The sequence below is a fragment of the Vibrio rumoiensis genome (genome assembly GCF_002218045.2).
GTDB lineage: Bacteria > Pseudomonadota > Gammaproteobacteria > Enterobacterales > Vibrionaceae > Vibrio > Vibrio rumoiensis.
In genome coordinates, this window is record NZ_AP018686.1 from 105829 (window position 1) to 119622 (window position 13794).

Consider the following 13794-nt stretch of genomic DNA (forward strand, 5'->3'; position numbering starts at 1 on the left):
AGCTTATGCAAACCACAGTGAAAAACCTTGAGGTCTCACGCTTGGTAAGCAAGGTACTGTTCTCTCATTTCAAAGAGAATCGCAGCCAGTCTGATATTTCAAAAAGTTTAGATCTATCGCCCGCTAAGGTGAATCGAATTATTCGTCAGGCTCGCGAAGAAGGCTTGGTCGAAATTATCCTCAATATTCCTCATATAGGTGTGATGGAGCTTGAGAAAGAATTGGTTACCAATACAGGACTCAGCAAGGCGGTTCTATGTCCATCTTATTCTGAGCCTGCAAGTTCAAGCGTTATTCAAATTGCATCTGTAGCAGCTGAATTTTTGCAAGATACGTTACGAAAAAATGATGTCATTTGTATTAGTGGAGGCAAAGCCTTAGCTAGCATAGTGGAAGTGATTAAGCCTAGTAAAGGCATGAATATTACCGTGCTCCCTGCAACGGGTGGTGTGCAAGGTCGACACTTTACCGACGTGAATTATTTGGCGTCGAAGCTAGCCGAGAAATTGGATGGAGAATCTATGCAGATACACGCACCTCTGTTTGCAGATACTCAGTCTGAAAGAGACTTGTTGATCAATATGCGGGCGACAAAGGAAGTGTTAGATATGGCTCGTCATGCGGATATTGCTTTGGCCGGTATCGGTGCTGTCGCTAAAGGAGATGAAAGTTACTTCGATTTGCGTCATTGGGCTAAAAATGAAAAATCTTTAGTGGCTGAAAGCCAATGTCGCGGTGAGGTTTTTGCTCACATTTTTGATCAAGATGGCATGGGGTGTATTGAAGCTCTAAACAATAAGTTAGTTGGATTAACACTTGAAGAGTTGAGCAATATTCCTGTCAGTATTGGAGTAGCAGCGGGTGCCGATAAAGTGGCGCCTATTACTGGGGCATTACGTGGTGGCTTTTTAAATACTCTGATTACCGATGAGTTAACCGCAAAACATGTACTTGATATGTATTAACTTTTTATCATTTAAATTAAAAGGAAACACTTATGAATAATAGACAGTTAGGTTTATCTGGAATTGACGCATCCGTTATTGGTTTAGGTACTTGGGCTATGGGCGGCTGGATGTGGGGCGGCACAAATGAAAAAGAAGCGGTTGCGGCGATACAAGAATCGATAACAAGTGGGGTTTCTTTGATTGATACCGCGCCAGCATACGGTCTTGGTTGCTCTGAAGAGTTAGTTGGTAAGGCAATTAAGGGCAACCGAGATAAGGTTATTCTCACCACTAAATGTGGCCTTGCTTGGCATACCAACAAGGGGAATCACTTTTTTGATGAAGAAGGGCAAGCGGTTCATCGTTATTTAGGTCGTGAATCTATCCAATATGAATTAGAGCAAAGCTTACGTCGTTTAGGCACTGATTATATCGATTTGTATATTACTCATTGGCAAGATCCAATGACTCCCATTGAAGAGACCATGTCTGCTTTAATGGAGCTTAAGCAACAAGGGAAAATCCGTGCAATTGGCATTAGTAACGCTAGCCTTGATGATCTTAAGTGCTATCAGCTGTTCGGAACGGTTGATGCAATACAAGAAAAGTACAACATGATTGAGAGAGATATTGAGCAAAGTCTATTGCCACATGCCCGTGATACTCAAGTGTCTTGTTTGAGCTACTCATCTTTAGCGCTAGGTTTATTGAGCGGAAAAATTACTGCAGAGCGCAGTTTTGAGGGGGATGATCAACGTTTATCTAACCCGCTCTTTTCACAAAGTAACCGCCAAAAAGTGCAGGATTTCTGTCAATCGGTTGCACCTATAGCACAGGATTACCACATCACAGTAGCCCAATTAGTCATTGCTTGGACTCTCGCACAACCCGGTATTACCTATGCTTTGTGTGGCGCGCGTAATCCTATTCAAGCGGCTGAAAATGCTCGAGCGGGAGAAGTGAATTTAACCGCCATCGATGTAGAAGCCATCAATAAACAAGCGCTTAAGCATCTAGGACAGTTACAACTAGATTAATGCTTTTCCTACACACAAAACAGAAGGGGAACCATATGTTAAATGATGGAAAACCGCAGCGTTTACCCCACGATCAATCTTTTGATGTTGTGATTATTGGTGGTGGGATAAACGGAATTAGTGTGTATCGGGAATTGTCACTACAGGGAGTAAAGGTTCTTTTGGTGGAGAAAGAGGACTTTTGTAGCAAAGCCAGTGGAGCTTTATCTCGAATGATTCATGGAGGGTTGAGGTACCTAGAAAATGGGGAGTTTGATCTGGTGAAAGAATCATTAGCAGAGCGAAATCGTTTGTTGATGAATGCACCTCACTATGTGCAGCCACTTGTGACGACTATTCCTATTTTCTCGCGTTGGTCAGGTTTAGTGTATGCGTTGTTTAATTTTACAGGGCTGATGAATAAGCCAAGCCGTCGTGGGGCTTTAGTGGTTAAGCTGGGGCTGTGGTTTTATGATTTTTTTACCCGTCACGACCAGCGATTACCTAAGCATTGCTTTTTTTCACAGCATAAGACATTAGCGCGTTGGCCAATGTTCGACGCTTCGGTTAAGTGCAGCGCCGATTATTATGATGCTTGGATTAGTTCGCCAGAGCGGCTTGCCTTGGAGTTATTACAGGACACGCAGGGAGGGCAACAAAACAGTGACAGTATGGCATGTAACTATACTGAGTTACTCGCTCGTGATGGCAATCGTTTTAGCTTACGTGATTGTTTAAGCGGTGAAACGGTTCAAGTGTCAGCAGACAAACTGGTGAATGCTACCGGGGCTTGGATTGATAAAACCAATGATCGTATCGGGTTACAGTCTGGCTATTTGCAGGGCACTAAAGGATCACACATCATCGTTAAACATAACGATCTTTTTGCCCAGTTAAACGGTCATATGGTGTTTTATGAGAATGCTGAGGGACGAGTGTGCATACTGTTTCCCTACTACGACAAAGTGTTAATTGGTTCTACCGACATTCCAGTTTCCGACCCTGATAATATCACCTGCACTGAGGATGAAATCAATTATATGTTTGATTCACTTAAGGCTATTTTTCCTAGTTTGGTGATCCATCGAGAAGACATTGTGTATCAATTTAGTGGTGTTCGACCCTTACCATCGGTTCAAACTTCCACAACTGGGCAGATCCCTCGCAGTCATTCTCTGAAAGTTGATGATAGTGAAGATGGTCGCGTGCGAACCTATTCGCTCATTGGAGGTAAATGGACCACATTCCGCGCTTTTGGTGAAGAGGTGGCTGATCAAATCTTATCTGACATGCAGCGCCAGCGTCATATTTCAACGGCCGAACGCGCTATTGGAGGCGGGTATAACTTCCCTCAAACGGAAGCAGAGCATCGAGTATTTATCCAAAATTTACAGCTGACATTTTCGCTCAGTGAAATACAGGCGCAACGAATGTTTCAGCGCTACGGCACTGGCTGCTTAGCGATATTGACTTTTATGGTGCAAAGTGAGGATTGTTTGTGCGTGAGCTTGCCTGATTATACTCAACGCGAATTACTGTATTTAATTGAAAATGAAGCAGTTTGTAAAACCTTAGACTTACTACAACGCCGCACATCGATCGCAATACAGGGGCGAATAACGCAAGAAGTGTTGCTTGAACTGACGCAATTAGTTGCAGCCACGTTAGGCTGGAATGAGCAACAAACCAAAAACGATCTGGCCAACAGCTGTCAACTATTGAGATTACATCACGGCTTAGATTTTAATTTAGATCACATTGAGAAGCTTAGAGCTGCAACCTTAAGTGATATCTATGTTTACCAATAAAGGGAGTTTCAAGAGTATGTATATCAGCAAAAAAGTTAGGATGAATCGGTTATTTAACAATGGTCGCTGCTTAGACGTGGCACTTGATCATGGCGTTTGTAATGAACCCTCTTTTCTGGACGGTTTGGAAAACATGGGGTCAGTGGTAAGCCAGTTGGTCGAGGCAAAGCCCGATGCGATTCAGATGAATTATGGGCAAAGTGATTTGCTACAAACGGTGGATGGTAAAGATAAACCGGCACTTGTGATGCGAGTCGATATGGGAAATCCATATAACATTATTCGCCATCGTCATATGTGGGCGGTTATGCAAAATGATCAAGAGCCGATTCTGCAAGCCCTGCAAATGGATGCTGCGTGTGTGGTGGTGAACTTATTTATGCTGCCGGATGAACCTGATCTATTTCGTCAGTGTGTGGTGAATATAAGTAAAGTGAAAAATGAATGTGATAAATATGGGATGCCGTTGATGATTGAGCCCTTAGTGATGCAGCCAGCCAGCTCTGGTAAAGCATACGCGGTGGATGGCGATGCTGAAAAAATCGTCACCCTAGTGCGTCTGGCACGTGAGATGGGAGCGGATATTATTAAGGCGGACCCGACATCAAACCCACTCGAATTTCATCGTGTTGTTGAGGCTGCGCGTTGTCCGGTATTGGTCCGAGGCGGTGGTAAAGAAGATATAGAGGTCGTATTTAGTAAAGCTCGCCAACTGCTTGATCAAGGCGCGTTGGGTATGGTGTATGGCCGTAATATTTATCAACACCCTAACCCGAGTCAGATCGTGAAGGCCTTCATGGCTATGATACACAATGGTGCCAGTGTGTCGGACGCATTAGCAATTTACCAGCAGTAAATTGTCCTGATGCAAAATGCAGGAGCAGTGAATATTTAAATAAGGAAGGTTAATCATGGAACCATATGTACTGGGCATTGATTGTGGGAATACAGGAATAAAAGTGGCACTTTTTGATTTAGGGGGGCATGAGGTGGCTGCTCTGGGCGATAAAGTGCCATCGGATTTTTCTGAGCCAGGTTTTGTTCAGTGCAATATGGTTGCACTTTGGCAGCAATGTGGGCGCTTAATACATCAATTACTCACACAGCTTAAAGTGAAGCCTGATCAAGTGATTGCGGTGGGATGTAGTGGGCATGGTAATGGTTTGTATTTATTAGATAATGATCGTCAGCCGTTACTGGCGATAAAGTCATTAGATTGTCGGGCGAATGAATTAACTCAATCCCTAAAGTTGCAGCCAAATTACAATGCTATTCATGAGATGAACCGACAGGGAATTTGGCCAGCTCAATCTGCAACGCTATTAATCTGGCTTAAACAATATGATTCGTCTCTGTATAAGAATATTGGTCAGATATTATTCTGTAAAGATTATTTGAATTTTTGCCTTACTGGAGAAGTCGCGACGGAATATGGCGATTTAAGTGCCTCTGGTCTCTATGATTTTTCTGTTGACGAAGTATCCGATATTTTACTTTCCGAGCTCGATCTTCTAGATATCAAACAAGCAGTACCTAAGGTCTATGAGAGTCAACAGGTTATGGGGCGCGTGAGTAATGAAGTTGCCGTATTGACTGGATTAAGCGAGGGAACGCCGGTTGTTAGCGGTTGTTTTGATATTGTGGCTTGCGCAATAGGCTCTGGTGTTTGGCAAAGCCAATCCGCTTCTGTTATTGCGGGCTCGTGGAGTGTTAATCAAGTGGTGACACAAAGTTTGCCTAGCCGAGATGTTTTTATGGCGTGTCATTTTCCTGAGCAACGTTACTTGGCGATTGAATCAAGCGCGACCTCGGCGTCAAACCTTGAATGGTTTATTTGTGAATTTTTTAAGCAAGAGAAATGCTTAGCAGAGAAGGAGAATAACGATCTTTTCCAGTATCTCAATAGGTTAGTTGCTGATACAGAGGTTACTAAGGACCTCCCATTATTCCACCCTTATCTCTATGGCGGTTGTGATAATCAGCCTGTTCAAGGTAACTTTTTTGGTTTAGCAGGTTGGCATAAAAAATCGGATTTACTGTATGCCGTTTATGAGGGCATTGTGTTTGGTCATTTAGAGCATGTGAGTCAGTTACGTATGACTGGGCAACACATTGAATCTGTGATACTCAGTGGCGGCGCAGCAAGAAGTCAGGTTTGGAGCCAAATGTTTGCAGATATCTTGAATGTAAACATTCAAACTTCTGATTGTACGCAGGCTGGTGCAAGAGGAGCCGCGATGGCGGCGGCAACTGGCGCGGGGTATTTTACTACTCTCCAGATTGCAGTGAATAACATGGCAAAGCTCAACCCTCCACTAATCCCTAACAGTGATAAACGAGAAGTATTCCAGACTCGTTATCAACGCTACCTTGCGGTTTCAGCTGCATTAAAATCGCTTTCCTGAACATAGTTCTTTCCTGTTCGTAGATAGCCTGAGTTTATTTCGTCTTTTCACTATTGGCGATGATTTTTCGATCCCGCGATATCGAAAACCCATCCAACATCTCACATTTAATTTATAATGATATTTTATGTATCGTTATTTGCCTTTTATTCTATATTTACAGGGTGTTTAAGAATATATAAGGATGAAGCAATGACACAAAGAATTGTAATGCCTAGCTTGATGGAGATCGGAGCTGGTGCTTTAGATAAGGTGGCTGACCTTTTGGTTTTGTTGTCCTGCCGCCAGCCTCTCATTATTACCGACCGAGTAATGCTCGAACTCGGCTATGTACACCGTGTTGAAACTGCCTTGGCGTCGCTTGGAATGGAATGTGATGTCTTTTTAGATACGGAGCCAGAACCCACAGAGGCGTCTATTTTATCTTCGGTAGATAAAGTGGTAACAGGTCAATTTGATTGCTTGATTGCGCTTGGTGGGGGCAGTGCTATTGATAGTGCCAAAGCGATTGGGCTGTTGGCTCAACATGGTGGCAGTATGCGCGATTATAAAGTCCCCCATGTAGTGACTGAGCCTATTTTACCTGTCATTGCCATTCCAACCACCGCAGGAACTGGCTCGGAAGTGACGCGGGTTACGATTATTACTGATCAAAATACGGATGAAAAAATGTTATGCATGGGGCCAGGATTAATTCCTCAAGCCGCAATTATTGATTACGAACTAACGTTATCGGTGCCTGCTCGAATAGCGGCTGATACAGGGATAGATGCGCTAACTCATGCGATTGAAGCCTATGTCAGTGGGAAAGCGGGGACATTTTCCGATCAACAAGCGCTTGCGGCTATGCAGCTCATTGCTCCAAACCTTCGTGAGGCGGTCAACACTCCAGGGAGTCATAACGCGAAGGAAAAGCTGATGCTGGGGGCAACTCTCGCCGGTATCGCCTTTTCGAATGCATCTGTGGCACTAGTTCATGGTATGAGCCGACCGATCGGGGCGCACTTCCATGTTCCTCATGGTTTAAGCAACGCTATGCTTCTTCCTGCAATTACCGAGTTCTCTATTCCCTCTAGTATGAAGCGCTACGCTGATTGTGCCCGCGCAATGCAATTGGTTGATTCTAAAGTGGCAGATGAAGAGGCTGTTAAGCATTTAATACTTGAATTAAAACAGTTAAATAAGGATTTGGCTGTACCAGCCATGTCTGAATTTGGTATTAAAAAAGCCAAATATGATTCTCTGCTAGACACTATGGCGGAGCAGGCATTGTCATCGGGGTCACCCAGTAATAACCCTCGTATCCCAAAGAAAGATGAAGTGATCGAATTATATAAAAAGGTATGGAGTTAAGCATGATAGGAAATTATATCAATAATGAATTGGTGCGTGTCACCTCGAATCGTACATTCCCAGTAACCGATCCAGCGACAGGAAAAATAATCGATGATGTAGCCTTGTCTTCGGTGAGTGATACCGAGCAAGCGATTTCAGCTGCGGAGGCCGCGTGGCCTGCATGGGCGAAAATGACGCCTTTAAACCGTTCACGGATTCTGTTTCGTTATAAAGCGTTGATTGAACAAAATATTGATGAGCTTGCTGAGTTAATCAGTCGTGAACACGGAAAAGTGCATAGTGATGCCATTGGAGAATTAACTCGTGGATTAGAGGTGGTCGAGTTTGCTTGCGGTATACCTCACCTGCAAAAGGGGGAGCATAGCAGGAATGTAGGTGGTGACGTAGATTCTCACTCGATGATGATGCCTTTGGGGGTTTGTGCTGGTATCACACCGTTTAATTTTCCTGCCATGGTACCTATGTGGATGTTTCCAATCGCGTTAGCTACCGGGAATACCTTTATCTTGAAGCCCTCAGAAAAAAACCCTTCCGCTTCGTTGAAATTAGCAGAGTTATTAACACAAGCCGGCTTACCTGCTGGGGTATTTAATGTGGTGCAAGGTGATAAAGAGTCGGTGGATGTACTGCTTAGGGATTCACGTGTAAAAGCGGTGAGTTTTGTCGGTTCGACTCCCATTGCTGAATATATTTATTCACAGGGCTCGGCTAATGGAAAACGCGTACAAGCGCTCGGTGGGGCGAAAAATCATATGGTCGTAATGCCTGATGCAGATCTTGAACAAGCTGTAAATGCTTTAATGGGTGCAGCATTTGGCGCAGCTGGTGAGCGTTGTATGGCTATTTCGGTTGTGGTTGCTATTGGTGACGAAGTTGCCGATAAATTGGCTGAAAAATTGACCGCACGTATTCGAGAGTTGCGAGTCGGGCCAGGTTATGGGCAATCTGTTGAAAATGAAATGGGCCCTTTGATCACCGACGAACATATGAAAAAAGTCAGTAGTTATATTGAAAAAGGTGCGGAAGAAGGAGCCACTTTACTGGTGGATGGCCGAGATTGTTCGGTGCCTGGTTATGAAAATGGTTTCTACGTCGGAGGAACGTTATTTGATGATGTTACTCCTGACATGACAATTTATCAGGAAGAAATATTTGGCCCAGTACTATCTATGCTGAGAGCGCAATCATTAGACGAAGCATTAAGTCTTATTAATCAGCATGAGTTTGGTAACGGCACAGCTATTTTTACCGCCGATGGCCAAGCGGCACGTGATTTTTGCGATAACGTTGAAGTGGGTATGGTGGGGGTCAATGTACCAATTCCAGTACCGATGGCATTTCATTCCTTTGGTGGTTGGAAACGCTCATTGTTTGGCCCGCTTCATATGCATGGCAATGATGGCGTTCGCTTCTTTACAAGGATGAAAACGGTCACCACTCGTTGGCCTAAAAATCAGCAACAGCTGGCTGACTTTGTGATGCCAACAATGAAGTAGTTTATTGAATCAGCGGCTTTCTACTCCTAAGGGTAAGGAAGTCGTCATACTAACTAACAAATAGAGCATTTCACTCATATTAAACCCTACTCACTAACTTCGGTTGAGGGGCGTATTTGTTTTAGCCTCGGATAGTTCAATTCTGTACTAGTGAACATAATCATGGAGAGAATTCATGTGTATTATACGGAAGCGAAACAGACGCCATTCAATCTCACAAATTGTACTTGGATTGGTTTTTTTATTGGGACTTAGTACGTCCGTTAGAGCCGTACAAGGCCCAGGATTAGGTAACCTTAACTACAGCAATGGTGAGGCTTACACTCAAGTATCTTATCCATTGGTGGATGATACTACGGGTTTTTTACCACCTGATTATCCTGGCAGTAAACATTATGGTGTTAATACTATGACCATGCTGAATGGCTATATGGTTGGTATTTTTGCACCAGATAGTGGCGGGGGGCCTGGTGGTTGGATTGCCCTCGATGCTTCAAATCCAAGTAATTTATCTTTAGTGACGATGGTCTATGAGCCTGATACTAGTAATCAATACCGAACTGGTGACGGTTTGCGAACAGCTGAATTTCGAGAGCCCCATTCTTTTGGTTTGAGTGAGGGCAACTTAATTGCTATTCAGACCGGTAAAGGGATTGAAATTTGGGATTGGTCTAATGTAAGTAACCCTATTCGCGTATCAAAACTGCCAATTTCAGGTGTAAACTTTGGTGATTATAATAATGTTTCTTGGCAATTATTTTGGCAGGCCCCTTATTTATATGTAGCGCGAGGTAATGCTGGGTTAACGATTGTTGACACTACAAACATTAATAACCCCTCTATCGTTAAAACGATACCCAATTCTCAGCTAGGTGGGTTCAATGTCGGCCCTGTGTTTGTGGTGGGAAATAAAATGTTTTTATCAAGCATGGAAACGACAGCAGGCTTTTCTATCTTAAATTTGGATGATCCTGTAAATCCAACGCTAGAAAAAAGTATTAGTTCTTTACCTGAAAAATATTACGCTTCCTGTTGGGATGGACAATATGCTTTCTTCGGTGCTCGTTCGTCTGCTGACAAATTAAGAATCTATGACACTTCTACCAATCCGATAACTTTAGTTCATGATCAATTGTCAGGTTTTCAAAACCTGTATTGTAACCTACAAGATAATAAGCTTTTCTTGGGGAACCAAAATGATATATCAGTACTGGATATATCCAATCTAAGTAATATTCAAATCTTAGGTACAGGATCATTAAACGCTGCTGGTGGCGATACTGATCATGGACAAGTATTTCCATTTGGCAACATGGTTTGGGTTGGTAATGATCATGGAACAGGCAGCGGGTTAATTGCTCATCAAGCCGGGCCAGATAATACTCCTCCTACGATTGTCAGGTTGAGCCCGGAAATGGATTCGACACTTCAACCACAATCGTCTCGTATTGGTATTGTTTTTTCAGATAGCATATTGATGGAGTCGGTTAATAGCTCGACCTTCACAGTGACACCATTAGGAGGGGGCTCTGCGATTGATGGTACTTACAGTGTCAATTTAGGGTTTGTTAACTTTACACCCAATACCCCATTAGATGCCGACACGATTTATGTGGTTGATCTGGATGGTATTCAAGACTTTTCCGGTAATGCAATGCCTTCTACCAGCTACCGTTTTTCGACGGGATCAGTGGTTGGTCATGATATTGTACTTTCTAGTTCAACTCAGGTCACACTCGGTACTCCTATCACTTTTTCAGCTTCGGCTTCTCCTTTATTAGGGGGGAGCTTAGAATATTCTTGGGATTTTGGTGACGGTACGGCTCCCACCGCATTTTCTAGCAATGGTTCCGTTAGCCACACTTATAATGCTCCGAATCACTGGAATGCGATTGTGACGGTGAGAGAGTCTGGTACGTTGACAACCAGTAAGTCTCAACAACATACCGTTTATAACCCAGTGACAACAACCGCTCCAACGACAGCCAGCACCATTGTGAAAGGCTCAACATTGGTATATGCGGTTAATGAAGATAATGGGACGGTATCTGCTATTGGTCAGACAGCGCCGTTTGCAAAAGTGTGGGAAGCTTCGGTTGGTGAGAAACCTCGTACGTTGGCTATTGCTCCCAATGGGGATATTTGGGTGGCCAATCAAGGTAGTGATAACCTTAAAGTATTGTCTTCAGCCGGCAGTGTTCTCCATACCATTGATTTGCCTCGTGCAAGCCAACCACATGGTGTGGTATTTACGCCAGATGGTAGCGTTGTCTTAGTGTCACTACAGGCCACTGGTGAAGTGGTTAAAATTAACGCTTCAGATAGAAATATTCTTGGGCAGGTCAATGTAGGGCAAAGTGCTCGAGGCATAGCTGTCGATAGTCACTCTTCTACGGCTTTTGTGACTCGTTTTATTTCACCTCAATCTCACGCTGAAGTGGTTGCAGTAGACATTGGTTCAATGTCGGTTGATTTAGTTATCCCATTACAGAAAGACACGACAACGACGGATGGTGAAGATCGTAGCCGTGGGTTGCCGAACTACCTTAACGCCATCACTATTTCGCCAGATGGCCAATATGCTTGGGTACCATCCATCAAAGCTAATGTAGATCGTGGAGAGTTTAACTATGGCGATCCAAGTAAAGCACTAACTTTTGAAACAACACTTCGAGCGATCACTTCTCAAATCAATCTCAATACATTGACAGAAGTGCCTGCCTTGCAATTGGATATTGATGATAGAGCACAGCCAAAAGCCATCGTATTCAGTGAGCTAGGGGATTATGTTTATATTGCATTAGAAGGACAAAATAGCATTGAAATCCGTGATGCTTATACACGCGAGCGGGCGAGTGAGATTGCAGATTCAGGTAAAGCGCCACGAGGTTTAATTAAAGTTGGCGATTTACTGTTTGTGCATAATTTTCTATCAAGAACCATTTCTGTTCATGACTTATCTCCTTTTGAAAATCAAGGAGAAGCTATTGTTAAATTAGCGGATATTTTTCTTGTTTCAAATGAAAAATTGCACCCAAGAGTATTAGCTGGGAAGCAGATTTTCTATGATGCAAGCGACGCTAGAATGACCCGTGACGGTTATATTTCATGTGCTGGTTGTCACGCAGATGGTGACAGTGATAACCGTGTGTGGGATTTTACTGATAGGGGAGAAGGGTTGCGTAATACCATTTCTTTGCTTGGTCGAGTAGGAACAGGAAATGGTAGAGTTCATTGGACAGCTAATTTTGATGAAATTCATGACTTTGAAAATGATATCCGTTTCGAATTTGAAGGGGTTGGTTTTTTAGATGATGCTATTTTTGCACTCACCGTCGATCCTCTCGGTGCGAATAAGGCAGGGTATAGTACGGATTTAGATAATCTTGCACTGTATGTTAGCAGCCTCAACCAGTACCCACGTAGTCCTCTTAGAAGCCAAACGGGTAATCTGACTGCATCGGCGACAGCGGGTAAACTTTTATTTACTCAAAAAGGCTGTGATAGCTGCCATAGTGGTAATTTGTATACCGATAATCAACGTCATGATGTAGGGACAATTCAAGCTTCATCAGGGCAAGGAAACGGAAGCCAACTTGTTGATGTTGGTTTTGATACGCCGACTTTGATTGCTGTGTGGGCAACACCGCCTTACTTTCATAACGGCCAAGCCGCAACCTTAGATGAAGTACTTCAAATCGGTACTCAGCACAGCGTGACAGATTCTAGTGAACGAGCAGATCTGGTTGCATACTTAGAGCAAATTGAGTACGAAGGGCCAGAAATCGTTGTACCAGAACCACCAATTGAAGCCACGGTTGTTTATCTAAGCGATATGACAGAGCTTTCATCAATCAATGGATGGGGTGATTTTGAAAAAGATGCTAGTAATGGCGAATCAGCTTCTGGAGATGGCAACACGATTTCTATTGGGGGAACCCAATATCAGAAAGGGCTAGGTGTGCATGCAGAATCTGAAATAGCGTACGATTTGAGTGGCGGGGATTATGAGCAGTTCAGAGCTTTTATTGGCATGGATGATGAAGTAGGAACCGCTGGCTCTGTTATATTTGAGGTGTGGGTTGATGGTGTATTGAGTTATCAAAGTGGCACCCTGACTGGAGCCGATACCGCTCAATATGTTTCGATTAATCTCAGTCCAAACAACTATGAATTAAAGTTGGTTGTGAACGGTGCAGGTGATGGCGTGGGGAGTGACCATGCGAGTTGGGGAGACGCAAAGCTTATTCAATCCGCAGGGCAAAGTTTATATCATTACTTGAGTGATATGACGGCAACAGGAACCGTGCAAAATGGCTGGGGGCCTATGGAGATAGACAGCAGTAATGGGGAAGAGGGAGCGAATGATGGCAATACAATTAGCATCGGCGGCTCTTTATATAATAAAGGCTTAGGTGTGCATACCAATTCATCAATTACCTATACGCTAATTGCTGGAGAATACGACCAATTTCAAGCAATAATCGGAGTTGATGATGAGGTCGGAAGTAACGGAAGTGTTATCTTTGAAGTTTGGTTGAATGGTAACCGAATCTATCAGAGTGCGGTTATTACTGGTAGTCAAGCTGGGACAACGATCAATATTCCTATTCCCTCTAATATTACGGAATTAGAACTTATTGTGGGATCTGCCGGTGATGGAGATGGATACGATCATGCAGATTGGGCTGAAGCAAGGCTACGAGCAGTGAATTAAATACACATCAATCACATTAGCCCAAACAAGTTTATGTTGTTTGGGCTTT

Annotated in this window: 8 protein-coding genes; all 8 read left to right on the forward strand. The window is 43.5% G+C overall.

Translation table 11 applies throughout. The annotated features are described in order from the left end of the window. The first annotated feature begins 5 nt into the window (after positions 1-5). The 8 genes from VRUMOI_RS13090 to VRUMOI_RS13125 all read left to right on the forward strand — a co-directional run bounded on the left by VRUMOI_RS13090 (position 6) and on the right by VRUMOI_RS13125 (position 13745). The gene (locus tag VRUMOI_RS13090; protein ID WP_089139255.1) at positions 6-965 is read left to right on the forward strand and encodes a sugar-binding transcriptional regulator; all 960 of its coding nucleotides are present in this window, start codon (positions 6-8) and stop codon (positions 963-965) included. A gap of 32 nt (positions 966-997) precedes the next feature. Continuing rightward, entirely contained in the window at positions 998-1984 is a 987-nt protein-coding gene (locus tag VRUMOI_RS13095) for an aldo/keto reductase (RefSeq protein ID WP_089139254.1), read from the forward strand. Positions 1985-2019: 35 nt separating this feature from the next. Continuing rightward, positions 2020-3771, forward strand: coding sequence for a glycerol-3-phosphate dehydrogenase/oxidase (locus VRUMOI_RS13100; RefSeq protein WP_162598399.1), 1752 nt, complete (start codon positions 2020-2022; stop codon positions 3769-3771). 16 nt (positions 3772-3787) lie between these two features. Next, positions 3788-4627, forward strand: coding sequence for a class I fructose-bisphosphate aldolase (locus VRUMOI_RS13105; protein WP_089139252.1), 840 nt, complete (start codon positions 3788-3790; stop codon positions 4625-4627). Between the two features lie 55 nt (positions 4628-4682). Then, positions 4683-6176 carry an FGGY-family carbohydrate kinase gene (locus VRUMOI_RS13110; RefSeq protein ID WP_089139251.1) on the forward strand — a complete coding sequence of 498 codons (1494 nt, stop codon included), beginning with the start codon at positions 4683-4685 and terminating at the stop codon, positions 6174-6176. Positions 6177-6368: 192 nt separating this feature from the next. Further along, positions 6369-7529: an iron-containing alcohol dehydrogenase gene (locus tag VRUMOI_RS13115; protein ID WP_089139250.1), complete on the forward strand. Its 1161-nt coding sequence runs from the start codon at positions 6369-6371 to the stop codon at positions 7527-7529. 2 nt (positions 7530-7531) lie between these two features. Beyond that, positions 7532-9028, forward strand: a complete 1497-nt coding sequence (locus VRUMOI_RS13120; protein ID WP_089139249.1) for a CoA-acylating methylmalonate-semialdehyde dehydrogenase — start codon at positions 7532-7534, stop codon at positions 9026-9028. 175 nt (positions 9029-9203) lie between these two features. Further along, a complete protein-coding gene (locus tag VRUMOI_RS13125; RefSeq protein WP_089139248.1) occupies positions 9204-13745 on the forward strand; it encodes an NPCBM/NEW2 domain-containing protein in 4542 nt (1513 codons plus the stop codon). Positions 13746-13794: the final 49 nt, after the last annotated feature.